The 19,810-nt window shown below is 66.8% G+C and carries 28 protein-coding genes; 12 read left to right on the forward strand and 16 right to left on the reverse strand.

Annotated features, from left to right (window positions below):
* Positions 1 to 107: 107 nt before the first annotated feature.
* The 4 genes from ACXI0D_RS17205 to ACXI0D_RS17220 are packed head-to-tail and all read right to left on the reverse strand — an operon-like array spanning position 108 to position 4,038.
* Positions 108 to 557: a DUF2894 domain-containing protein gene (locus ACXI0D_RS17205; protein WP_220452924.1), complete on the reverse strand. Its 450-nt coding sequence runs from the start codon at positions 555 to 557 to the stop codon at positions 108 to 110.
* On the reverse strand, positions 475 to 1,113 hold the full coding sequence (locus ACXI0D_RS17210; RefSeq protein WP_006449800.1) for an OmpA family protein: 639 nt from the start codon (positions 1,111 to 1,113) through the stop codon (positions 475 to 477). Before ACXI0D_RS17210 ends, ACXI0D_RS17205 begins: the two co-directional genes overlap by 83 nt.
* The gene (locus ACXI0D_RS17215; protein WP_119006384.1) at positions 1,110 to 3,374 is read right to left on the reverse strand and encodes a DUF802 domain-containing protein; all 2,265 of its coding nucleotides are present in this window, start codon (positions 3,372 to 3,374) and stop codon (positions 1,110 to 1,112) included. Before ACXI0D_RS17215 ends, ACXI0D_RS17210 begins: the two co-directional genes overlap by 4 nt.
* A gap of 10 nt (positions 3,375 to 3,384) precedes the next feature.
* Positions 3,385 to 4,038: a DUF3348 family protein gene (locus ACXI0D_RS17220; protein ID WP_049444637.1), complete on the reverse strand. Its 654-nt coding sequence runs from the start codon at positions 4,036 to 4,038 to the stop codon at positions 3,385 to 3,387.
* Positions 4,039 to 4,182: 144 nt separating this feature from the next.
* Between ACXI0D_RS17220 and ACXI0D_RS17225 the strand changes: the two genes are divergently transcribed.
* Positions 4,183 to 5,103: a M14 family metallopeptidase gene (locus ACXI0D_RS17225; RefSeq protein WP_006371858.1), complete on the forward strand. Its 921-nt coding sequence runs from the start codon at positions 4,183 to 4,185 to the stop codon at positions 5,101 to 5,103.
* Positions 5,104 to 5,153: 50 nt separating this feature from the next.
* Here the strand turns inward: ACXI0D_RS17225 and ACXI0D_RS17230 are convergent, their stop codons facing one another.
* From ACXI0D_RS17230 to ACXI0D_RS17250, 5 genes are all read right to left on the reverse strand, one after another.
* Positions 5,154 to 5,546, reverse strand: a complete 393-nt coding sequence (locus ACXI0D_RS17230) for a diacylglycerol kinase (RefSeq protein WP_012511296.1) — start codon at positions 5,544 to 5,546, stop codon at positions 5,154 to 5,156.
* An 82-nt stretch (positions 5,547 to 5,628) separates the two neighbouring features.
* The gene (locus ACXI0D_RS17235) at positions 5,629 to 6,309 is read right to left on the reverse strand and encodes a hypothetical protein (protein WP_236251603.1); all 681 of its coding nucleotides are present in this window, start codon (positions 6,307 to 6,309) and stop codon (positions 5,629 to 5,631) included.
* On the reverse strand, positions 6,306 to 6,836 hold the full coding sequence (locus tag ACXI0D_RS17240; RefSeq protein ID WP_101765611.1) for a nuclear transport factor 2 family protein: 531 nt from the start codon (positions 6,834 to 6,836) through the stop codon (positions 6,306 to 6,308). Before ACXI0D_RS17240 ends, ACXI0D_RS17235 begins: the two co-directional genes overlap by 4 nt.
* Positions 6,837 to 6,871: 35 nt before the next feature.
* Complete coding sequence (locus tag ACXI0D_RS17245) at positions 6,872 to 7,240, reverse strand: YbbD-related protein (RefSeq protein ID WP_233490776.1); 369 nt, start codon at positions 7,238 to 7,240, stop codon at positions 6,872 to 6,874.
* Between the two features lie 70 nt (positions 7,241 to 7,310).
* The gene (locus ACXI0D_RS17250; RefSeq protein ID WP_101765609.1) at positions 7,311 to 7,505 is read right to left on the reverse strand and encodes a hypothetical protein; all 195 of its coding nucleotides are present in this window, start codon (positions 7,503 to 7,505) and stop codon (positions 7,311 to 7,313) included.
* A 492-nt stretch (positions 7,506 to 7,997) separates the two neighbouring features.
* Here ACXI0D_RS17250 and ACXI0D_RS17255 point away from each other — a divergent pair, with 492 nt between their 5' ends.
* On the forward strand, positions 7,998 to 8,315 hold the full coding sequence (locus ACXI0D_RS17255; RefSeq protein WP_101765607.1) for a hypothetical protein: 318 nt from the start codon (positions 7,998 to 8,000) through the stop codon (positions 8,313 to 8,315).
* Between the two features lie 50 nt (positions 8,316 to 8,365).
* Here the strand turns inward: ACXI0D_RS17255 and ACXI0D_RS17260 are convergent, their stop codons facing one another.
* The 4 genes from ACXI0D_RS17260 to ACXI0D_RS17275 all read right to left on the reverse strand — a co-directional run bounded on the left by ACXI0D_RS17260 (position 8,366) and on the right by ACXI0D_RS17275 (position 10,769).
* A complete protein-coding gene (locus tag ACXI0D_RS17260) occupies positions 8,366 to 8,713 on the reverse strand; it encodes an RcnB family protein (protein ID WP_032129966.1) in 348 nt (115 codons plus the stop codon).
* A 161-nt stretch (positions 8,714 to 8,874) separates the two neighbouring features.
* Positions 8,875 to 9,906: an ACR3 family arsenite efflux transporter gene (gene arsB / locus ACXI0D_RS17265; RefSeq protein ID WP_479643104.1), complete on the reverse strand. Its 1,032-nt coding sequence runs from the start codon at positions 9,904 to 9,906 to the stop codon at positions 8,875 to 8,877.
* Between the two features lie 14 nt (positions 9,907 to 9,920).
* Entirely contained in the window at positions 9,921 to 10,424 is a 504-nt protein-coding gene (locus ACXI0D_RS17270; RefSeq protein ID WP_197588457.1) for an arsenate reductase ArsC, read from the reverse strand.
* Positions 10,425 to 10,439: 15 nt separating this feature from the next.
* A complete protein-coding gene (locus tag ACXI0D_RS17275) occupies positions 10,440 to 10,769 on the reverse strand; it encodes an ArsR/SmtB family transcription factor (RefSeq protein ID WP_101765604.1) in 330 nt (109 codons plus the stop codon).
* A 17-nt stretch (positions 10,770 to 10,786) separates the two neighbouring features.
* On the opposite strand from ACXI0D_RS17275, the gene arsH reads away from it, so the two are divergent.
* Entirely contained in the window at positions 10,787 to 11,515 is a 729-nt protein-coding gene (gene arsH, locus ACXI0D_RS17280) for an arsenical resistance protein ArsH (protein ID WP_479642844.1), read from the forward strand.
* Between the two features lie 30 nt (positions 11,516 to 11,545).
* Here the strand turns inward: arsH and ACXI0D_RS17285 are convergent, their stop codons facing one another.
* Positions 11,546 to 11,956: a MerR family transcriptional regulator gene (locus ACXI0D_RS17285; protein ID WP_197588454.1), complete on the reverse strand. Its 411-nt coding sequence runs from the start codon at positions 11,954 to 11,956 to the stop codon at positions 11,546 to 11,548.
* An 83-nt stretch (positions 11,957 to 12,039) separates the two neighbouring features.
* On the opposite strand from ACXI0D_RS17285, the gene ACXI0D_RS17290 reads away from it, so the two are divergent.
* The 4 genes from ACXI0D_RS17290 to ACXI0D_RS17305 all read left to right on the forward strand — a co-directional run bounded on the left by ACXI0D_RS17290 (position 12,040) and on the right by ACXI0D_RS17305 (position 14,400).
* A complete protein-coding gene (locus ACXI0D_RS17290) occupies positions 12,040 to 12,669 on the forward strand; it encodes a cation efflux transmembrane domain-containing protein (RefSeq protein ID WP_479642845.1) in 630 nt (209 codons plus the stop codon).
* Between the two features lie 178 nt (positions 12,670 to 12,847).
* The gene (locus ACXI0D_RS17295; protein ID WP_152682143.1) at positions 12,848 to 13,177 is read left to right on the forward strand and encodes a hypothetical protein; all 330 of its coding nucleotides are present in this window, start codon (positions 12,848 to 12,850) and stop codon (positions 13,175 to 13,177) included.
* 487 nt (positions 13,178 to 13,664) lie between these two features.
* Positions 13,665 to 14,054, forward strand: a complete 390-nt coding sequence (locus ACXI0D_RS17300) for a hypothetical protein (RefSeq protein ID WP_049444663.1) — start codon at positions 13,665 to 13,667, stop codon at positions 14,052 to 14,054.
* Between the two features lie 10 nt (positions 14,055 to 14,064).
* On the forward strand, positions 14,065 to 14,400 hold the full coding sequence (locus ACXI0D_RS17305) for a DUF6984 family protein (protein WP_049444665.1): 336 nt from the start codon (positions 14,065 to 14,067) through the stop codon (positions 14,398 to 14,400).
* A gap of 45 nt (positions 14,401 to 14,445) precedes the next feature.
* Here ACXI0D_RS17305 and ACXI0D_RS17310 read toward each other — a convergent pair whose 3' ends face one another.
* On the reverse strand, positions 14,446 to 14,820 hold the full coding sequence (locus tag ACXI0D_RS17310) for a hypothetical protein (protein WP_049444667.1): 375 nt from the start codon (positions 14,818 to 14,820) through the stop codon (positions 14,446 to 14,448).
* 567 nt (positions 14,821 to 15,387) lie between these two features.
* Here ACXI0D_RS17310 and ACXI0D_RS17315 point away from each other — a divergent pair.
* Entirely contained in the window at positions 15,388 to 15,717 is a 330-nt protein-coding gene (locus ACXI0D_RS17315; RefSeq protein ID WP_119006377.1) for a hypothetical protein, read from the forward strand.
* On the opposite strand, the gene ACXI0D_RS17320 is transcribed toward ACXI0D_RS17315, so the two are convergent.
* Positions 15,711 to 16,115, reverse strand: coding sequence for a hypothetical protein (locus ACXI0D_RS17320; protein WP_049444669.1), 405 nt, complete (start codon positions 16,113 to 16,115; stop codon positions 15,711 to 15,713). The two genes, ACXI0D_RS17315 and ACXI0D_RS17320, sit on opposite strands and share 7 nt — an antisense overlap.
* A gap of 194 nt (positions 16,116 to 16,309) precedes the next feature.
* On the opposite strand from ACXI0D_RS17320, the gene moaA reads away from it, so the two are divergent.
* The 4 genes from moaA to ACXI0D_RS17340 are packed head-to-tail and all read left to right on the forward strand — an operon-like array spanning position 16,310 to position 19,807.
* A complete protein-coding gene (gene moaA / locus ACXI0D_RS17325; protein ID WP_479642846.1) occupies positions 16,310 to 17,290 on the forward strand; it encodes a GTP 3',8-cyclase MoaA in 981 nt (326 codons plus the stop codon).
* Between the two features lie 8 nt (positions 17,291 to 17,298).
* Positions 17,299 to 18,294: a bifunctional molybdenum cofactor biosynthesis protein MoaC/MoaB gene (gene moaCB, locus ACXI0D_RS17330; protein WP_479642847.1), complete on the forward strand. Its 996-nt coding sequence runs from the start codon at positions 17,299 to 17,301 to the stop codon at positions 18,292 to 18,294.
* Complete coding sequence (locus ACXI0D_RS17335) at positions 18,294 to 19,547, forward strand: molybdopterin molybdotransferase MoeA (protein ID WP_479642848.1); 1,254 nt, start codon at positions 18,294 to 18,296, stop codon at positions 19,545 to 19,547. The genes moaCB and ACXI0D_RS17335 overlap by 1 nt, the downstream gene beginning before the upstream one ends.
* The gene (locus tag ACXI0D_RS17340) at positions 19,547 to 19,807 is read left to right on the forward strand and encodes a MoaD/ThiS family protein (RefSeq protein WP_049444672.1); all 261 of its coding nucleotides are present in this window, start codon (positions 19,547 to 19,549) and stop codon (positions 19,805 to 19,807) included. The genes ACXI0D_RS17335 and ACXI0D_RS17340 overlap by 1 nt, the downstream gene beginning before the upstream one ends.
* Positions 19,808 to 19,810: the final 3 nt, after the last annotated feature.

A 19,810-nucleotide genomic window follows, 5' to 3' on the forward strand; every position in this document is an offset into this window, starting at 1 on the left:
TGCGCGGCATGTTTGGTGGAGCGCCAACCAAGGTTGGCATCTACCAGGAGCGCGGAACAGGATTGTCGTATCCAGGGGTGCCGAACGAGGTCGGCATCAACGCGCGATCAACCCGCGTTGCGCGGCTTGCGCGTGCGCTTCGGCTTCGCGGTATCACTGCCGCTGGCGGCGCCATCCTGCAGCGCCTGCAACCAGGACAGGGTGTCCACGTAGTCGATGAAGTGGCGCAGGTAACCGGGGCTGGTGGCCTGCATGGTGTCCAACATGCGCTGCACCAGCACCGCCGAGTTCAACGGGCCGCCGTCGGCCGGGGCTTCGGTGCGCAGCGAACGGCGTACCTGCAGCTCGCTGCGCAGCTCCGACCATTCGCGCTGCACCTGCTGCAGCATCGGTACGTGCGGGTAATGCGGCAGCGAGCGCGACCCCGCATCGAGGTCGCGCACCAGTGCGCGCAGGCCCTCCAGTGCGGGCGGCTTACTTGGCATCCGGGGCCTTGGGCTTGGGAATCGGCGCGATTTCCACGCGCCGGTTGCGCGCGCGGCCGTCTTCGCTGGCATTGGAGCTGACCGGCTGCTCGCTGCCGAACGCGGCGGCGAACACCGCGTCGGCCGGTACGCCATCGGCGATCAGGGTGCGGGTCACGGTCAGCGATCGCTGTGCGGACAGCTCCCAGTTGTCGGCGAAACGCCGGTTGCCTTCGCGCACCGGCGCGTCATCGGTGAAGCCGCTGACCATCAGGATCTCTTCGCGGCTACCCAGGTAGGCGGCCAGCGGTGCGGCCAGGCTGCGCAGCAGCTCCTGGCCTTCCGGCTGCAGCTGGTCGGAGTTCAGCGCGAACAACACGCTGCCACTGATGCCGATGCGGCCATCGACCAGGGTCACGCGACCGGCCGCCAACGGGCCGGCCAGCGCCTGTTCCAGGGTCTGCAGGCGCTTGGCTTCGGCCTGGCGCTGCTTCACTTCCTGGTCCAGCCGCTGCGACAGCTCCAGCTGCACGGCGACCACACCGACCAGTATCAGCACGAACGCACCCAGCAGCACCGACATCAGGTCGCCAAAGGCCGCCCAGATCGGGGCGTGCGAACCGCCATCGACCTCCAGCTCGTCGCTCATGCGCTGCCGGCCTTGCCGCGGCGCGTGGCCAGCTGCTGCAGTTCTTCCATCACCTGCTTCTGCGACAGCAGGCTGAGGTCGACCACCTCGCGCGCCTGCGCCACGTAGTAGGCCAGCTGCTCGTCGCTGCGGGCCAGCGAGGCATCCAGTGCGCCACCGATCTGTTCCAGGCGGCCGGACAGCTCGGTGGAGGCGCTGCCGAACTGCGCGACCGCCTCACCGAAGGCGCCGGCCAGCTGGCCAACGTCGCCCGCGCTGCCGCTGAGCGCTGCGGCAATGCCATCCAGCTTGCCCGTCTCGGCGGCGATATGGTCGGTGAAGCGGTTGCCGACGCGTTCCAGCAGCTCGGCCGAACCGCCGACCAGCGCGTCCACCGCGGTGCGCTGCTCGTGCGAAGCATGGTTGATCGCATCCAGCAGGGTCTGCACGGTGGCCAGCAGGCGGCCGCGCTCTTCCAGCATCGCGTTGTCGCGCACCAGGCTCTCGGAGAGCGTGCTGCGCAGCTCGTTGATGACGTCGGCGGCGGCCTTCGGCGCAGCGGCGGCGGTCTGCAGCAGGGTGGACACTTCCGCCAGCGTGGCGCTGGCCTGGGCGCGACCGTTCTCGCCGATCTGCTGCGCGGTTGCCGCCAGCGTGTCGCAGACCTGCTGCTGCTGGGTGGCCAGGCGTTCGCCGTTGGCCTGCAGGCGCTCGGCCAGATCGGTGGAAACATGCTGCAGGGCATCGCTCCAGCGCTGCAGGCGCTGTTCGTCGCCGGCCTGCAGCTGGGCCTGCAGCGCGGCGTGGGCCTGCTGCAGTTCGGCACTGACCGCATCCCAGCGCGCCTGGCGCTGCTGCTCGCGGCTGTCCAGGCTGGCCTGCAGTTCGGCGTGCGCGGTGGCGGTGGCGGCCTGCGCGGCCTGCCACTGCTGCGAACGCTGCAGTTCGTGGTCCTGCAGCAGCGCCTGGCTGGCGCTGTGGTGCTGTTCCAGTGCCTGCAGCAGCGCCTGCGCACGCGCGTCCAGATGCTCGCTGGCGTCCAGCAACGCCTGCTGCTGGCGTTCGACCAGCGCGGTATTCAATGCCTGCTGCTGTTCGGCGGCGGCGCGCCAGGCCTCGGCATTGCCGCTGGCATCGGCCTGCAGGCGCTCGCCGATGCGCACGACCAGTGCTTCGGCCTGCGTGCCCTGGCCATCGCTGAAGGCCTGCAGGTGCTGACGCAGATCACTCACCAGCGCCTGTTGTGCCTGGGTCTGCTCGTTCACCACCTTGGCCCAGCTGGCTTCGGTGGCGACGCGGCTGCGCTCGAAACCGTCGCTCAGGCCAGTCAGCTGCTGCTGCACCGCCTGCTCGACACGGGCATGCAGCGCCTCACCATGGTGGGCCAGGCCGGCCAGCGTGGTTTCGGCCATCGGCTGCAGCGCGCCACCGATGGCGGCGGCGCTGGCCTCGGCGCCTTCGCGCAGCGACTGCTGCAGCGAGACCGCCAGGCGTTCCTGCAGCGCCTGGCTCTGGGTCAGGAACTCGGCCTGGCCGGCCAGCAGACGCTCATTGGCGGCCGCACTGTGCTGTTCGAAGGTGCTGGTCATCGCCTGCAGGCGGTCGACCAGCGCCGGCAGCGCGGCGGACTGTGCCTGCAACAGTCGCAGCGATTCAGCGCGCTGCCAGGCCTGCGAGTAGGGGTGCAGGTCGCCGGCAATGGCACGGTCCAGCTGCTGCACGGCCTGCAGGCGGTCACGGCGCAGCAGCGCCGCCAGCAGGCCGAGCATGGCCGAACTGGCAACACCGGCGATCGAGGTGCCGAACGCCACCGCCAGGCCCTGTACTGGCGACGCCAGCGAACCGCGGATGGCGGCCATGTCGGTTGCGCTCTGCAGGGCCAGGCCGGTGCCGCGCAGGGTGTCCATCATGCCCAGCAGGGTACCGAGCATGCCCAGCAGTACCAGCAGGCCAACCAGGTACGGGGTCAGCACCGGCGCGGGCAGGGCGGTGCGTTCGCCTTCCACGCGCAGGCGCACGGCGTTGCGCAGGCCCACCGGCACGCGCTCCAGCCAGGGGGCGAGGCTTTCCTTCGCGCTGGACAGGTCACTCAGCGCGCTGCGCAGGCCGTTGCTGGCCTGGCGGTAACGGTACAGCTCCACGCCGCCAGCGATGTAGCAGGCCGCGATGATCGCCGCCACCGCTGCACCCAGCGGATGCACCGAAACGTAGCCAATGCCGATCCAGCACACGGCCAGCAGGCCGACAAGGAAAACAACGACATGGAAAGCAGTTCTGGACATGGTGTTCCGGTCAGTGGGAGCGCAGGGCGTCTTGCAGCCCTTCGATCGGGTGGAAGCGCAGCTGCAGCTCGGCAAGCAGCAGGGTGCGCATGTCATGGCGGAAGGCCGCGCGCCAGCCGGGCTGGCCGTGCACGCGTTCAAAACGGGCGCCGAGCACCGCCGGCGCTGTGGCCAGCAGGCTGTGCTCGCGCGGGGTGAGGGTCTGTTCCATCACCGCATCGACCTCGGCCAGCCGTGCCAGCTCGGGTGAAACCTGCACCAGCTGGTCGCGCAGGCGGCCGCGCAGGCGCCCGGTGGCGGTCTGGATGGCCTGCTGCAGCACCCGGTAGCGCTGGCGCAACGAGGCGAAATTGGGTGCGGCGGCGGCTTCGGCCAGGTCCAGCAGGCGCTCGGCCTCGGCGTCCTCGCGGATCGAGACCAGCAGGCTGGCATGGGCCTGGGCGCAGTCGTCCAGCACATCCCCGGCCGCTTCGGCGGCCTCACCCGGCTCGGGCAGGCGCCCGCCGAGCGCCCCGGACAGGGCCACGGCACGGCTCCAGTCCACCCACTGGCCGAGGCGATCGGTCAGGGCGGGACTGCTGGCCGGCATCGCGCCGTCGCTGAGACGGGCGAGCAGGCGGAGGAATTCCGGTCCACCCAGGACCGGCTGCGCTGCGTTCGCCATCAAGGGGTGAGGGGCCAAAAACCGTTGATTTTACAACCAGATGACCCGGCCTGGATGAAGGCGGGGCCGGGGGAGGGTACCCGCAGGCGCGACAGGGCTTAGAATGTCCGGCTGCACCCATCCGTTCGACCCTTGGAGTACCCCATGACTGTTGCGCAGTTCTACCCGATCGGCACCCCCGGACAGCCCTGGGGCGACGCGGAACGCGCACAGTGGCGGGCCCGCCAGCAGCGCCAGCGCAGCTACCACGACGACGTGGTGGCCGCGCTTGAACGCCTGGACGACAGCTTCGACGTGATCCAGTACGGCCAGCTCGACTACGCGCCGGACCATTACCCGCTGTTCGCCGTGGTCAACCACGACTGGAACCCGGCGCTGCCGACCGCGCTGATCACCGGCGGCGTGCATGGCTACGAGACCAGCGGCGTGCATGGCGCCCTGCAGTTCCTGGAACAGCAAGCCGAGCGTTACCTGGGCCGGTTGAACCTGATCGTGGCGCCGTGCGTCAGCCCGTGGGGCTACGAGCGCATCCAGCGCTGGAACCCGGATGCCATCGACCCGAACCGCAGCTTCCGAGACGGCGGCCAGATCGAGGAAGCCGCCGCGCTGATGCGCTGGGTGGCCGAGCGCAAGCCGAACCTGCTGGTGCACCTGGACCTGCACGAGACCACCGACAGCGACCTGCACGAGTTCGATCCGGCCCGCTGCGCCCGCGACGGCAAGCCGTTCGAGCGCGACACCATTCCGGATGGCTTCTACGTGATCGGCAACAGCGAAGATCCGCAGGCCGAATTCCAGAAGGCACTGATCACCGCCGTGGCCCCGGTCACCCATATCGCCCCGGCCGACGCCGAGGGCAATCTGGTCGGCCTGCCGTTGCAGTCGCCGGGCGTGGTCTGGGGCGAGTCGCGCTCGATCGGCGCCTGCGCCGGCTTCACCGACGCGCGCTTTGCCACCACCACCGAGGTCTACCCGGACAGCCCGCGCACCAACCCGCAGGAATGCAACGACGCCCAGGTGGCGGCGGTGTGTGCGGGTCTGGATTTCGCCCTGGCCACGCAGTAATACCTCCGTCCAGGGGCGCGCCGGGTCATGCCCGGCGGCTCGGGCGTGCGCTAGCCCAGCAGGATCACCCCCCACACTGTGCCGACCATCAGCAGTGCGGTGGTCTGTGCGGCGCTGCCCATGTCCTTGGCGTTCTTGGACAGTGGGTGGTGGTCAAGCGAGATGCGGTCGACCACCGCTTCGATGGCCGAGTTGAGCAGTTCCACCAGCAGGCTGATGAAGCAGACTGCCAGCACCACGGCGCGTTCGACCCGACTGATGTCCAGCAGGAACGCGGTGGCGATCAACAGTGCATGCAGCAGCAACAGCTGCCGGAAGGCCGCTTCGCCACGGAAGGTGGCGATGAAGCCATCGCGCGAATGGATCAGCGTATGGAAGATGCGGCGAATCCCGGTCTTGCCGTGCGGGTACTTGCCGCTGTCCCTGGGGTGAGGTGGCTGCATGCCGGTCCTGCCATGAATTGACCTCACGACAGGATGGGCAGGCGGGCGTCGGGAAAGCGTCGGACGCCCGTTGGATTTTCCTTCAGCCGGCCTGGCGCTGCGCCTGGATGGCCTGGTCGAGGGCATCCAGCTCATCCGTCGGCGAGGCCAGCCATGCCGGGTACGCCTCGGTCTCGACGAAGGCGGAGGATCGCAGCACGTCATCGAACGCCGGATTGTCCTTCTCCGCATGGCGCAGCAGGCCGGACATCAGCCCGCAGATGCGGACGGCCGCCTGGAAGGCGCCCTGCAGCGATCCGGCCGGCTCGGTGACCGTATTGAGGAAGGCCGCATAGGCCGGCCCATCGAAGACGAAGTCCTCGCGCTGCTGGAAGGCGTCGCCGCTGAGGTTGGCTTCGCCGGAGACGTGCCGCGAAAACCCCCAGGACCAGATGTCGAGGAAACGGAGGTCATCCAGCATCCGGCGCGCACCGTCATCCAGTGGTACGGCACCGGACAGGGCGTGTTCCAGCGTGGCCGCTGCGAACGGTTCGGTGCCTTCGTGGGCCAGGAAATCGCTCAGGCAGCGCAGGGCGCCGGGATGGTCTGGATCCAGCTGCAACGCCCGGTAGATCACGCGGGCGCCTTCCACGTGGCGGCCCTGGGCGATGAAGATGTTGAGCGCGTGGTGGGCGAGCTGGTCGGCGTTGAGGTCGGCAATCCGGGTCATCGGGGTCTGGCTGGCATGGACGGACGGTGGGCACCAGTCTGACAGATCACTCATTCGGCCGGGCTGCGTGAATCGCGGATCGAATAGATCACCGAGAAGATCTTCCAGCCCTGTTCGGTGCGGATCAGCTGCCACATCTCCTTGCCCCAGTTGGTCTTCACTCCATCGTCGTGGAAGCTGTAGTCAAACGACACCGAGGCTACATCGCCATCCGTCTCGATCTTCGTGTTGGAGAATGTCTCCTCCTTCGGTTTCGGCGAGGCCACCGCCCCGTCGATCAGTGCGATGAAGTTGTTGGCGGGAATCCGCCGCGCCTTGATCGCATCGGGCTTGGCCTTGCGGATGTCCTGCAGGCGCACATCCTCGGAGACGTACTGCCAGCCGATGTCTTCCGGTTTGTCCGAGAAGAACAGGCCCATGTAGGTCGGCTTGTCCTTGTTGATCAGCGAGGTGCGGAAGGACTCGACCACCTGTTCGATCGCCTTGACGTCGGCGGGTGCGTTCTGCGCGGCGTATGCCGGCAGGCACGCCGGGAGCAAAAGGGCGAGGGCGGCGAAGCGTGCACGTGCGTTGGGCATCATGGGGTCCTGGGGAGGAGTGAGGTGGCGCTAACGCATCACCGCGCGTAAGTTCGCCAGAAAAGCACGTGGTCTTCGGTCCTGTTGATGGCGACGAAGACTGATTTTCCGGATTCGGGCGCGCAGTGAAAGACGCGGTACGACGCGCTGAGCGTCGCGTTGCCAGGCCACCAGTATCGATCGAACGCAACAGGATCGCTGTTGTTGAATGTGGTTGCCTGGCAATCCGCAGGCAGCTGCAGTGGTATCGCAGGGGGCTTGGTAAAGGCCAGCGCGCTGGTGTTTGAGTCGAGGTCGTGCACCTCGCGCAGGTCGGTTGCCTCGTGGGGCACCCAGCTGGGAATCCATCCCTTGTTCACCATGTCGGCGTCGATGGCCTGCTGCTGGGTGTCGAACGAACTGTCCATCACCAGTCCGCAGGCGCACAGCACGCTACAGAATGTCACGACGATCGCGCGCCTGGCTATTCCGGCGGGGCTAGTCATCGTCGTCCTCTTCTCCGGAAAGCAGCCTACCCAGTTCTTCCGGTGGCAAGCGCTTGAGCCGCTCTTCCAGTTTCCGATCGTACGGCCGGTCGTTGGGTTCGGTATGGCGCTGCGCCTTGCGCGTGTACTGCTGCATGAACAGGCCGATATCCTGCGCAATCCTGTCCTTCCGGCTCTTGCCTGCCATCGACGGGCGTCCCTGTGTTCATCCTGAATCATCGGTCGGCGCACGCTAGCACGGATGCAGGGCGCTGCAACAGGCCCGCTTGCCGAGGTTTGACGTTGAAGAAGGTCTGCGCGGATGATGCGCGGGCGCGCGGCGCAGGAGGGGATCCGTCAATGAAGACACTGATGTGGGAGCTTGCCGGCCTGTTCGTGGCGTACATTGCCGGTTGCTCGGCAATCTCGGCGTGGCATTCCCATGCGCTTGCCTCGGTTCCGGTCGGGGCGGGCAGGGCACAGGTCGTTCGGGCGCTGGGGCAGCTGACGTGGTGGAGCACGCCGGTGCTCCCTTCAGCCGCTATGCCAGCAGGGGATGCAGTGGTCGCTGTGCGCAGCGATGGTGGTATGAGAACCGGCTGGGCCTGGATACCGAAGCCTGGTCGGTGGAGCTGGATGCTTCCGATCGCGTGCTCGCAACGTCGCGCTGGACATCGCCCTAGAAGACCGCGACGAGCGCATGCGCATCCATCGACCTTTCATCTTCATCGCAAGCCTGGCCCTGATGGCGTTGTGCGGGCTGATGGGCGTACTGGTGCTCATCTATGGCTTCAACGAACAGGGCCTTCGCTGCGGCAGGCTGTGCTCACTGGAGATATCGATCCGCCTGCTCTTTGGTGATCGGGGATTCGAAATACTGGTGGCGACGGGGCTCTTTGCTGCGGCGCTTATGAGCGGGAGTATCGCACTGCGGCCCGGCATGAATGCCGGGCCGCCTCGCAAGCAGGTGCGGCGCCGTGAGCGCAAGCACCGCCGATCGGGTCGGCCCCGGTCGTAAGGTGTCTGCACCGGGGTAATTCGCCGCGTGTGGAGACGCTGGAAGTCGCTTCAGCGATGCAGCGCGTCGATGATCAAACCGGTGGCGATCTCCACCAACAGGTACTCGTTATCGGACTGGCGCACCCAACGCCGGTCGCGGCCCGGCTCGCGCAGGTGATAGCGCGCGTAGTCGTCCACCCAGTAGCGGCGGTCCACTTCCGCCCATGGCAGGCGCTCGCCGCGACGCCAGGCCTTCTTCTGCCAGCCCGGCGGCGGTGCATCACGGTTGTGCGGGCCACCGGCGTGCGGCGGTGGCCCGTTGCCGCGCGCATGGTGCGGCGGATCGGCGAAGGCGGGTGCCGCGGCCAGTGCGGCAGCCGTGGTCAACGCAATGGCGAACAAGCGTGCAGTGTTCATCGCAACCTCCGGGCTTTGCCGCTGCATGCGGCGTGGTGCCGTGGAGTATGGATCAAGGAACGTGAACGGACTTCTGAACTGTCACCTTCGTAGCAGGGCGCTTTCCACTGCGCTGCAACTGACGGCTCGGGCGCGACGCCGCCGCCTCCGGCATGGCCGCCTCAAACACGCTCGCGCGCCTCATACCAGTCGCGTGAGCGGTTCACGATCTTCACCACCGAAAGCATCACGGGCACTTCAATCAGCACCCCCACCACCGTAGCCAGCGCCGCACCGGAGTGGACACCAAACAGGCCCACGGCCGTCGCCACCGCCAGTTCGAAGAAGTTGCTGGCGCCGATCAGTGCCGACGGCCCGGCCACGCAGTGCGCCACACCCAGGCGCCGGTTGAGCAGGTAGGCCAGGCCGGAGGTGAAATAGACCTGGATCAGGATCGGGACCGCGATCAGCGCGATCACCAGCGGCTGCTGCATGATCTGCTGGCCCTGGAACCCGAACAGCAGCACCAGCGTCAGCAGCAGTGCCGACAGTGACAGTGGCCCCAGCCGGCGCAGCGCCGCCTGCAGCCCGGGCTGGCCATGGCGCGACAGGATCCAGCGGCGCAGCAACGCGGCCACCAGCACCGGAACCATGATGTACAGGCCGACCGACAGCAGCAACGTATCCCACGGTACGGTGATGGCCGACAGCCCCAGCAGCAGCGCCACCACCGGCGCATAGGCCACCACCATGATCGCGTCGTTCAGTGCCACCTGGCTCAGTGTGAAGTTGGCATCGCCGCGGCACAGGTTGCTCCACACGAACACCATGGCTGTGCAAGGCGCGGCGGCTAGCAGGATCAGGCCGGCGATATAGCTGTCGATCTGGCCGGCGGGCAGCCAGTCCGCAAAGACGTGGCGCAGGAAGAGCCAGCCCAGCAGCGCCATCGAGAACGGCTTCACCGCCCAGTTGATGAACAGCGTCACCCCGATGCCTTTCCAGTGCTGCCCCAGCTGGCGCATCGCACTGAAATCCACCCGCAGCAGCATCGGGATGATCATCAGCCAGATCAGCACCGCCACCGGCAGGTTGACCCTGGCCACTTCAGCCGCCGCCAGGGAGGCGAAGGCACCGGGCAGGAAGTGCCCGAGCAGCGTGCCGGTGATGATGCACAGCGCGACCCAGAGCGTCAGGTGGCGCTCGAACAGGCCCATGGGTGCCGCTGTGCTCATGGCGTGCGCGCTGCCGGCAGCAGGTGGCCGATCTGGTCCAGCGCCTGCTGGAGCATTCCGCGGTCTTCCCACACGTGCCCGGGCAGCGCCAGCAGGGCCTGCACGCGCGCCTTCACGATGGCATGCGCATGGGCGAAGGCGGCAGCCTTGTCGGCATCGCTGCCCTCTGCCTCGGCCGGGTCCGGCAGGCCCCAATGGCTGCGGATGAAATCACCGAACACCACGGGGCAGGCTTCCGCTGCCGCCGCATCGCAGACGGTGATCACAAGATCCATGGGGGCGGAATCAGCGAACTCATCCCAGGATTTGCTGCGCAGTCCCGCGACCGGGATGCCTTCTGCGCGCAGCTGTGCAAGCGCGAACGGATTGACCTGGCCGGTCGGGTGGCTGCCGGCACTGTAGGCCGTGAAGCGGTCGCCGCCCCATGCGCGCAGGGTGGCTTCGGCCAGCACGCTGCGGGCGCTGTTGCCGGTGCAGAGAAACAGGATGGAGCGGGACATGAAGGCGTTTCCGTATCAGCAGCTGCAGGGATTGCCCGACGGCGCGCACTGTTCGCTGGGCGAACCGGCGCAGCAGTTGTGCGTGAGGTACTCGATCAGGCTGGTCATTGCGCTGAAATTCGCGCGGTAGCAGACGTGGCGGCCCTGGCTCTCGCTCTCGACCAGGCCGGCTTGTACCAGCTCCTTCAGGTGGAAGCTGAGGGTGGCGGGAGGGACCTGGAGGGCTGCGGCGATGTCGCCCGCCATGCGACCGGCCGGGCCGGCTTCGACCAATAGGCGGAAGGCTGCCAGGCGGGTGGCGTGCCCGAGTGCGGTGAGCGCAGCGATTGCATTTGGTGTTTCCATATTTCTAGAATAGTCGAATGAATAAGCCGATCACAAGTCCTTCGTTGCCCCATCTGAGGCAAGCTTCGCTTCCCCAGCCTGACCACCAGCGGCTGGCCGCCGAACGCCAGGGGCCACCACGCATCCTGCTGCTGTACGGCTCACTGCGGCCGCAATCGTTCAGTCGCAAGCTGGCACTGGAAGCCGAACGCCTGCTGCAGCATCTGGGCTGCGAAACGCGCGTGTTCGATCCACATGCCTTGCCGCTGCTGGACAGCGTGGACAAGGGCCACCCGGAAGTGCAGCGGCTGCGCGAGTGGTCGCACTGGTCGGAAGGGCAGGTGTGGGTCAGCCCGGAGCGGCACGGCACGGTGACCGGCGTGTTCAAGAACCAGATCGACTGGCTGCCACTGGAAGACGGCAGCGTGCGGCCGACCCAGGGCAGGACGCTGGCGGTGATGCAGGTCTGCGGCGGTTCGCAGTCGTTCAACACGGTCAATGCGCTGCGGGTACTGGGCCGTTGGATGCGCATGCTGACCATTCCCAACCAGTCGTCGGTGGCCAAGGCCTGGCAGGAGTTCGACGAAGACGGGCGGATGAAGCCCTCGCCCTATTACGATCGTGTGGTGGATGTGGTCGAAGAACTGGTGAAGTTCACGCTGCTCACCCGCGGCCGTGCCGACTACCTCGTGGATCGTTACAGCGAGCGCAAGGGCGATGCGTTGGCGGTGGAGCTGGCGCGGGCGGCGGGAGCGACCGGCGTCTAAGGCGGATGCCGAATCGCGTGCGGTTCCTGCTCAGCTAGCCGGCGCAGGCTGCAGGGCTTCCAGTACCTGGCAGTCGGCCACGCGCCCGCCGGGGCAGTTGCCGATCATCCGCTGCAGTTCGTCCTGCAGCGCCTGCAGGTCGGCAATCCTGCGCGCGATGTCGGCAATGTGTGCCTTCACCACGTCATCCACCGAACCGCATTGGTGCTCGCGTTGTTCGCCGAAGGCGATCAGCTCGCGGATCTGCTCGATGGCGAACCCCAGCTCGCGCGCACGACGCACGAATGCCAGCCGCCGTTGGTCCTGTGCGTCGTAGCAGCGGTAGTTGCCCTGCGAGCGCAGCGGCGGCTGCAGCAGCCCGATCTTTTCGTAATAGCGGATGGTCTCTGCCTTGGTGCCTGTCTGGCGGGCCAACTGGCCGATGGTGAGTGGGGCTGTCATGGGCTTGACCTTGTAGGGGCTACAAGGTTGATAAAGGCAGCTCCCTTTCATTTCAAGCCCGGGCACGCCCGGCGGAGCGCCCCATGGACCAGTGCTGCGGCCACAAACGCCAGGAGCTGGCATCGATAGCGCTGCACAGCGCCCAACGGCGGGTACTGGTGGCGGTGCTGGCAATCAACCTGGCGATGTTCTTCATCGAGTTCGGCGCGGGCCTTGCCGCGCGATCCAGCGCCCTGCAGGCCGACGCGGTCGACATGCTGGGGGATGCCATCGTCTATGGCCTGAGCCTGTGGGCGGTAAACCGGGGCGCGCGCTGGGAGGCGGGCGCGGCGCTGGCCAAGGGCCTGCTGATCCTGGCCTTCTTCGTGTTCATCGTGTTCGAAGTGGCCGGCAAGCTGGTCAATGGGGTGCCACCGTCCAGCACGCTGATGCTGGTGTTCGGTGGCATTGCCCTGGTGGCGAACCTCACCTGCCTGGCGCTGCTATGGCGTTTCCGCAGGTTGAACATCAACCTGAAGAGCACGTTCGAGTGCTCGCGCAATGACGTGGCCGCGAACCTGGGGGTGCTGGTGGCCGCAGGTGGCGTGGTCATGACCGGGCGCGGCTGGCCGGATATTGTCGTCGGCGCAGTGATCGCCCTGTTGTTCCTGAGGTCGGCAGTGAGCGTGATCGCTGAAGCGTGGCCGGCATGGCGGGCAGCACGCCACCAGTGACTCAGTTACGGTGGTGCCTGCTTGGGCAGATCGCCACCTGTTGTGAGCGAATGCGTCGTGGAGTTCGGCAGGAAGACTTTTGGGGCGCGTGGCCGTGGTGACGACTGTGTGGGAGGGGCTCTGGGATATCGGCTCCATGGTCTATTGTGGCCGCAGCGCAGGCGATGGATAGAGGCGAATGGAAACGAGAGGCAAACTGAGAGAAAGAGAGGCGCTGTCGCCAACTGGCTTCTATGACCAATACTATGCGGAAAGTGGCCTGGATCAGGAAACCGTAATGGAGCTGCTGGAGCACGTTGCAGATGAGCTTCGATTGCCTTCCGGGAAGCTCCGTCCCGCAGATCGGTTTTCGAAGGAACTGTCGCCTGGTGAAGCTCATAACTGGGACTCGGGGTATGGAGTTTTAATATTCGAGTTTCAATCGCTCGCTAAGGAACGTGGTGTTGCTGTCGATCGGCGGGTGGACTCGCTCAACGACTACATTCGTATCATGGCGGGTATCTATTGATGAGATTGATGCGTCCTTGAGCGGCTATCGGCGTGAGATTTCACAGTGCGTACTGAGGACTCGGGGATGCCAAAGGTGAGGTGTGCCGCCGCTGTCATTACCGGCCTGGTTCTGGCGGACTGTGCAACATCGGGTGGCGATATGATCGTGTGCGTCTCGGGAAGCGTGCCGCCAGGTCAGGGTGACGTTCGCGCTCTCGATTGTGAGCTGAGCATGCTTGGGGAAGGCGAAGGCGTAGTTTCGTCGAAACCGGTTGGAAGCACATTCTCGGTCCCCATGATGGTCGTTGCAGGGCCGGAACCCAGAAGCTACCAGTTCGCCGTCGAATGCAGGGATGGTCGAAGGTTCGCATCCAAGGAAATTCAGATCAGTAGTCGGTGGTCCTATGCCAGGGATCTCAACCTTGGGGAGCTTCAGGAGTGATGAGAGAGAGGAAGGGTCGACCGAGGTCGCACCGCCGTCGTATGCATCTGACGGATTCCAGTAGATGAATGAAGATTTCAACGCGCTCGAATGGTGTGACGCCACCCTGCTGGCCATCAACATCGACAGAAGCAATCCTGGCGTATGTGATGAGGTAAAGGTGCAGGTGCGCTGGCCGGATGGCCGGCAGGCAACCGTTTGCTTCCCGGAAGCCTACGGGTGCTCGGCGCTCATGAACTTCGGCGTGCTGGGTGAGGAGGGAATAGAGTTCGCCAGGGTCGACGATGACGAGCCGGGACTCGCCGATCTTCTTGATCGTTGGAAGGCGGTCGGCTATCCGCTGTCCGGCCTGAAGTGTTTCCGTATCGAGACCAGCTCGACCGGAAGCGTCATTCTCATCTACGCCAGGACATGGCGGATCGAGCATCTGCCGATGGTGGATGCAGTGCCCTGAAGGACATCCCATGCCCAGATTCCTCACCCCCGACGAGGTCTCCCTCATCCACAGGCTGCTGCCGGAGACGACCGAGCTGTCCGAACGGTTGTTGAAGGATCTGGCGCTCGCTCAGGTGGAGGATGTGGGTGTCGTCGGATTCGGGGGCGTGGTGTTCCTGTCCAGCACGACCCGGCTTTTCGGCAGTGACATTGCTACGGCCATGCTTGCCGATGCTGACGGCGTGCCGGTGAGAGTCACCCTGTGCCTGGATAATCACGATCAGCTCTTCGAGCTGGAGCTGTGGAAGGTGGACTTCTCGCCGATCATCGGCGTCGATCTGAGAAGCGCTTTCAGCGAGCACTGACGCCTGTTGAAGGCGGTCCTCACTGAAGGCCGTTGCGCATGGCGTTCACCCTTCGGGCTGCAGCCGCCCCACCGCCTGCGCGCACAACGACTGGCAGGCCATCACCAACCCCTCCATCACTCGGTCGCCCACGTATTGCTCGGGTTCGCCGTTCTGGCGGGTGCGCTCCGCCGCCAGCAGCATTTCCAGCACCACCCGCAATCCACTCAACGCGCAATCGGCATCGGCCAGGGCCAGGCAGCGGCCGGGCAGTTGATGCCGCTCCGGCCAGGGTTGGCCATCGGCCGCCGCACCGGAGCCGATGCGGTGGAGGTTGGCAATGAAGGTGTTCCTGTCCACTGCGGGCGCAGCCTGCGGCGAACCGCCGTCAGGGGCGGTGCTGCGATAAGCGTGCAGATGGGGGAAGTCCGATTCGTTCATGGCAAGGCTCCGTGCAGGGCAATCGGTAGCCGCCACCCGAAAGGTGGCGGGCGGTACGTGGTTCGAATCCGGGTTGGCTTCAAGCCGGCGGGCGCGAACGCCCCCACGCACCGCCCGCCATAGCCGGCAGACGGATTGCCAGCCGGCGCCACGCTGAGGTGACGCCGGCTGGCAAGCGCATACATCAACATCAACTCGGGTGTTCGAAGCCCGGCCACCCTTTTCCGGTGGCACGCCATCTGAGCCCCTGGCGCTGTGCAATGCCAATCAGAAGAGTTGCAAACATCACTCGATTGGAGACGCTTTCGGCATTCTCCCACGCTGTTAAGCACCGCCAGCGCTGGCTGGCGTGGTGATCCGCCCGAACCGTGCAATCTGCGACAGGTGTCGAGGTTGGGGGAGGGAAGGGCGCGGGTGGGAAGGGGCGATGGCGACAGGCTCCGCAGGGGCCTGAGTCGAGCATCGCTCGACGCTACAGACGCCAAAGCGTGACGTGCGACTCGGGTTGACGTTCCCAGCCACCAAGCGCAGGCTGGTCCGGCACGTTTCCTAACCAGAAGGAGACTTATGACCGCCACCGCTTCCCTGCATCCGACGCCCGATACCCCGGGGCGTTCACGGCTCTGGAGTGTGTTCTGGCTGCAGGGCGTCATTCCCAGCAACATTCTGTGGGCGGTAGCCCTCTGGGCCCTGGTCAACCAGCGCACCACGCTGCTGCTGGGGGTCTTTGCCGTGCTGCTGCTCTATACCGGTTGGATCATCCCGGCGGTGTGGCGGGCGGCGCCCACCGCGCGCACCCCCAACCTGGGCGTGGCCGCGCGTGGGCTGACCGTGGCCTGGGGGCTGAACACCGTGCTGGTGATCTTCTTCCTGACTCTGCAGCTGGTGGCTCAATAGAACTGAACAGGCTCACCGCCCCGGTCGAAGGCGGCGAAGCGGCCGATCTGACCGTCGTGGATGGCGTTGACCATCAGCTGCAGCGGGCGCGCAGCTTCGTCGCTGTTGGGGGCGAAACCGGCGCGGCCGTCCAGCGCGGCCACGAAGACCAGGTCCCAGTCGATGCCGGTGGTGGTCGACTCGGCCGCCAGCGCCTGGAAGCTGGGCACCTCGGCCGGCAGCTTGTCCACGCACAGCACCGGCGACAGGGTGCCGCCCTCGCGGCGGTCATGCCGGTCGCGCTGGTCACCGGTGGGCGATTCGGGCAGCTCGGCGCGCACGAATACGAACAGCAGGCGTTGCGGTTCAGCCTGCTGGCCTGCGGCGTGCAGCAGCTGCTGGAAATCGTTCATCATCATGAGGGTTGTCACACGCCCGCTGCACGGAAAGCCGCATGCTGCCATAACGCCTGCCGCGCGGGGCCGAAGACGATTGATTTAAGTCATGCCCATGGAACTGACTGCCGCGTACTCTGGCAATCGTTCCAGCAGACGAGGGTTTCCGGGCCGTTCCGGGCACAGGCAAGACGGTGGAGCAACAAGGTGGACCAGCCATGAGCCAACTCACCGACGGTTTCGGACGCAGCTTTCCGTACCTGCGCCTGTCGTTGACCGAAGCCTGCAACTTCCGTTGCAGCTACTGCCTGCCCGACGGTTACCAGGCCGATGGCCGCCCGCGCTTCCTGCAGGTGGATGAAATCGCACGCCTGGTGCGCGCGTTCGCCGCGCTGGGCATGAGCAAGATCCGCCTGACCGGCGGCGAGCCCAGCCTGCGCAAGGACCTGGACGAGATCATCGCCACCGTGGCGGCGGTGCCGGGCATCCGCAAGGTGGCCATCACCACCAATGGCACGCTGCTGCCGCGTCGCCTGCCGGGCTGGCACCGCGCCGGCCTGACCGCGCTGAACGTGAGCATGGACAGCCTGCAGCGCGAACGCTTCAGGACCATCACCGGGCATGACCGCCTGCCGGAGATCGAACAGGGCCTGGCGCTGGCACAGGCGTTGGGCCTGCCCGCGATCAAGCTCAACGCGGTACTGCTGCGTGGCCTGAACGACAACGAGCTGCCGCAGTGGATGGACTACCTGCGCGACCGCCCCTTCAGCGTGCGCTTCATCGAGCTGATGCGCACCGGCGACAACGAAGCCTATTTCCAGCGCCACCACCTGCGCGCCGACCTGGTGATCGAGCAGCTGCTGGCGGCCGGCTGGCACGAACGGCCGCGCGCCGCCGATGCCGGCCCGGCGCGCGAGTTCGGCCACCCCGACCATCGCGGCAGCATCGGCATCATCGCCCCGTATTCGCGTGACTTCTGCAAGGGCTGCAACCGCCTGCGGGTGACCGCCAAGGGCGAGCTGCGGCTGTGCCTGTTCGGCGAGTTCGGCGTGCCGCTGCGCCCGCTGCTGCAGCGCGACGATGACCACGACGCGTTGCTGGCACGCATCACCACACAGCTTGGCCTGAAAGCGGCCGGGCATGGACTGCACCAGGGCCAGACCGGGCTGACCCCGCACCTGGCCTCCATCGGAGGATGAGCAACACGATGAGTGGGGAATTGAATGCGGCCTTCCATATGGCCGATGTCCGCGACAAGCGCATCACCCGCCGCCGTGCGGTGGCGGTGGGCGAGCTGCATGCCGGTCCGGTGGCCTATCCGCTGATCGTCGAGCGCCGCCTGCCCAAGGGCGATGCGCTGGTGATGGCCGAGATTGCCGGCCTGCAGGGCGCGAAGATGGCCTCGATGCTGATGCCGCTGTGCCACCCGTTGCCGCTGGAGCTGGTGCAGGTGTTCTGCGCGCCGGTACCGGAACGGCAGGCGATCCGCGTGTGGTGCGAGTGCGCCAGCGAGGCGCGCACCGGCGTTGAGATGGAGGCACTGGCTGGCGTCAACGCGGCGCTGCTGACCCTGTACGACCTGAGCAAGCCGGTGGAACCGGCGCTGCGCATCGAGGGCATCCGCCTGCTGTTCAAGGAAGGTGGCAAGCGCGGCGTGTGGCTGCACCCGGATGGCATGGACGATGCCGAGCGCGCGCGCTTCAAGCCGCGTGCGCCGAAGGGGCTGGAGGGCGCGGCCTGTGCAGTGATCACGCTGAGCGATCGCGCCAGCGAGGGCACCTATGAGGATGTGTCCGGCCCGACCCTGGTCGCCGGCGTGAAAAAGCTGGGCGGCGAGGTTGTGGCGGCCGAGGTGTTGCCCGATGGCATCGAGCCGTTGGCGGGCCGCCTGCAGGCTCTGGCGGCCGAGGGCGTGCGCCTGTGCCTGTGTACCGGCGGTACCGGGCTGGGCCCGCGTGACCTGACCCCGGAGGCGCTGCGTTCCTTGAACGCGCGGCCGGTGCATGGCCTGGCGCAGATGGTGCGGGCACTGAGCGCACAGCACACGCCGATGGCCTGGCTGAGCCGCGCCGAGGCGGTGCAGCTGGGCAACATGCTGGTGTTCGCGCTGCCGGGCAGCCCGAAGGCGGCGGCGCAGTGCCTGGATATCCTCGCGCCGGTACTGGGCCACGCCCTGGCGATGGTCGAGGGTGGTGGCCACTGATGATTGCCTACAGCGAAGCCTTGCAGCACCTGCTGGATGCGGCCACGCCGCTGCCGGCCGAGCGCCTGCCGCTGCATGAGGCCGGCGGCCGCACTCTGGCCAGTGACATCATCAGTGGGCAGTCGCTGCCGCCGTTCGACAATTCGGCGATGGACGGCTTCGCGCTGCGCGCCAACGGCGCGACGTTCGAAGCCGGTACCGAATTTGCCGTGCAGGGTTGGCAGGCGGCCGGCGATGCCGGCGCCGAAGGCGGCGAGGGTGCCTGGGAAATCATGACCGGTGCGCGCATGCCGGTTGGGCTGGATACGGTGGTGCCGGTCGAGAACGTGGACGTCCTCGCCAGCGAGGATGGACGCCCGACCCGCATCGCCTTGAAGGGCACGGTGAAGCCGGGCCAGAACGTGCGTCTGCGCGGCCAGGATGTGAGCGACGGCGAACGTGTGCTGCAGGCCGGGCAGGTGCTGGACATCAATGCGCGCACCCTGCTGCATGCCATCGGCGTGGGCCAGGTGGCGGTGGTGGCGCGGCCGAAGGCGGCAGTGATCGCCACCGGCAAGGAGCTGGTGACCGAGGCGGCGCAGACGCTGGAATCCGGCCAGATCCGTGACAGCAACCGGCCGTATCTGGTCGGCCGCCTGCAGGCTGCGGGTGCCGAAGTGGTCTGGCAGGGCACCGTGGGCGATGACGTGGCCGCGTTCAATGCGGTGCTGGATGAAGCGCTGGCTGCCGGCGCGCAGCTGCTGATCAGCACTGGCGCCGTGTCGGCCGGTCGCTACGATTTCGTTCCCGATGCACTGCGTGGCCGTGGTGCGCGCATCGTGTTCCACAAGGTAGCGATCCGCCCCGGCAAGCCGCTGCTGTTTGCGGTGCTGCCCAATGGCGCGCTGTATTTCGGCCTGCCCGGCAACCCGGTCTCGGCCGCCGTGGGCCAGCGCTTCTTCGTCGAGCCGGTGCTGCGGCGTCTGCTGGGGCTGGCACCGGAAACCGTGTTGCAGCTGCCGCTGCAGGCTGACGTGCGCAAGCCGCCGGGCCTGCGCTTCCATGCGCGGGCGCGGGTGGAAGTGGACGGTCAGGGGCGCCTGAGTGCGCGCGTGCTGTCCGGGCAGGAGTCGTTCCGTTTGATGTCCATGCTGCAGGCCAACGCCTGGGTGGTGCTGGAGGCCGAGGGAGACCTGGCCAACGCTGGCACTTACGTGCGCGTGCAGGGCTGGGGTCACCATGACCCGGTGCAGCTGGCGAGCCAGGAGTCATGATGAAACAGGTGAATCTGCAGTTGTTTGGTGCGTTTTCCGATCTGGATGCCAGCCGCGAGATCGCGGTGGAGGTGGCCGGTAGCACCGTGGCCGACTTGCGCCAGGCACTGCGCGAGCTGCTGCCGACGCGTTGGCCGGGTTTCCGCGCCGGCCTGCTGGACTACTCGGCATTTGCCGACCAGCAACGCGTGCTGCGTGACCACGAAGCGCTGCCCGACGATGGCCGGGTGGCGATCCTGCCTCCGGTGAGCGGGGGCTGAGCG

This window comes from Stenotrophomonas sp. C9D9 (assembly GCF_056491205.1).

Excerpts from the sequence above, each read along its gene's own strand:
- ACXI0D_RS17205 (WP_220452924.1), bottom strand. The coding sequence starts at position 557 with ATGCCAGCGAAGACGGCCGCGCGCGCAACCGGCGCGTGGAAATCGCGC.
- ACXI0D_RS17210 (WP_006449800.1), bottom strand. The coding sequence starts at position 1,113 with ATGAGCGACGAGCTGGAGGTCGATGGCGGTTCGCACGCCCCGATCTGG.
- ACXI0D_RS17215 (WP_119006384.1), bottom strand. The coding sequence starts at position 3,374 with ATGTCCAGAACTGCTTTCCATGTCGTTGTTTTCCTTGTCGGCCTGCTG.
- ACXI0D_RS17220 (WP_049444637.1), bottom strand. The coding sequence starts at position 4,038 with ATGGCGAACGCAGCGCAGCCGGTCCTGGGTGGACCGGAATTCCTCCGC.
- ACXI0D_RS17225 (WP_006371858.1), top strand. The coding sequence starts at position 4,183 with ATGACTGTTGCGCAGTTCTACCCGATCGGCACCCCCGGACAGCCCTGG.
- ACXI0D_RS17230 (WP_012511296.1), bottom strand. The coding sequence starts at position 5,546 with ATGCAGCCACCTCACCCCAGGGACAGCGGCAAGTACCCGCACGGCAAG.
- ACXI0D_RS17235 (WP_236251603.1), bottom strand. The coding sequence starts at position 6,309 with ATGAGTGATCTGTCAGACTGGTGCCCACCGTCCGTCCATGCCAGCCAG.
- ACXI0D_RS17240 (WP_101765611.1), bottom strand. The coding sequence starts at position 6,836 with ATGATGCCCAACGCACGTGCACGCTTCGCCGCCCTCGCCCTTTTGCTC.
- ACXI0D_RS17245 (WP_233490776.1), bottom strand. The coding sequence starts at position 7,240 with ATGGACAGTTCGTTCGACACCCAGCAGCAGGCCATCGACGCCGACATG.
- ACXI0D_RS17250 (WP_101765609.1), bottom strand. The coding sequence starts at position 7,505 with ATGGCAGGCAAGAGCCGGAAGGACAGGATTGCGCAGGATATCGGCCTG.
- ACXI0D_RS17255 (WP_101765607.1), top strand. The coding sequence starts at position 7,998 with ATGCGCATCCATCGACCTTTCATCTTCATCGCAAGCCTGGCCCTGATG.
- ACXI0D_RS17260 (WP_032129966.1), bottom strand. The coding sequence starts at position 8,713 with ATGAACACTGCACGCTTGTTCGCCATTGCGTTGACCACGGCTGCCGCA.
- arsB (WP_479643104.1), bottom strand. The coding sequence starts at position 9,906 with ATGGGCCTGTTCGAGCGCCACCTGACGCTCTGGGTCGCGCTGTGCATC.
- ACXI0D_RS17270 (WP_197588457.1), bottom strand. The coding sequence starts at position 10,424 with ATGTCCCGCTCCATCCTGTTTCTCTGCACCGGCAACAGCGCCCGCAGC.
- ACXI0D_RS17275 (WP_101765604.1), bottom strand. The coding sequence starts at position 10,769 with ATGGAAACACCAAATGCAATCGCTGCGCTCACCGCACTCGGGCACGCC.
- arsH (WP_479642844.1), top strand. The coding sequence starts at position 10,787 with ATGAATAAGCCGATCACAAGTCCTTCGTTGCCCCATCTGAGGCAAGCT.
- ACXI0D_RS17285 (WP_197588454.1), bottom strand. The coding sequence starts at position 11,956 with ATGACAGCCCCACTCACCATCGGCCAGTTGGCCCGCCAGACAGGCACC.
- ACXI0D_RS17290 (WP_479642845.1), top strand. The coding sequence starts at position 12,040 with ATGGACCAGTGCTGCGGCCACAAACGCCAGGAGCTGGCATCGATAGCG.
- ACXI0D_RS17295 (WP_152682143.1), top strand. The coding sequence starts at position 12,848 with ATGGAAACGAGAGGCAAACTGAGAGAAAGAGAGGCGCTGTCGCCAACT.
- ACXI0D_RS17300 (WP_049444663.1), top strand. The coding sequence starts at position 13,665 with ATGAATGAAGATTTCAACGCGCTCGAATGGTGTGACGCCACCCTGCTG.
- ACXI0D_RS17305 (WP_049444665.1), top strand. The coding sequence starts at position 14,065 with ATGCCCAGATTCCTCACCCCCGACGAGGTCTCCCTCATCCACAGGCTG.
- ACXI0D_RS17310 (WP_049444667.1), bottom strand. The coding sequence starts at position 14,820 with ATGAACGAATCGGACTTCCCCCATCTGCACGCTTATCGCAGCACCGCC.
- ACXI0D_RS17315 (WP_119006377.1), top strand. The coding sequence starts at position 15,388 with ATGACCGCCACCGCTTCCCTGCATCCGACGCCCGATACCCCGGGGCGT.
- ACXI0D_RS17320 (WP_049444669.1), bottom strand. The coding sequence starts at position 16,115 with ATGATGATGAACGATTTCCAGCAGCTGCTGCACGCCGCAGGCCAGCAG.
- moaA (WP_479642846.1), top strand. The coding sequence starts at position 16,310 with ATGAGCCAACTCACCGACGGTTTCGGACGCAGCTTTCCGTACCTGCGC.
- moaCB (WP_479642847.1), top strand. The coding sequence starts at position 17,299 with ATGAGTGGGGAATTGAATGCGGCCTTCCATATGGCCGATGTCCGCGAC.
- ACXI0D_RS17335 (WP_479642848.1), top strand. The coding sequence starts at position 18,294 with ATGATTGCCTACAGCGAAGCCTTGCAGCACCTGCTGGATGCGGCCACG.
- ACXI0D_RS17340 (WP_049444672.1), top strand. The coding sequence starts at position 19,547 with ATGAAACAGGTGAATCTGCAGTTGTTTGGTGCGTTTTCCGATCTGGAT.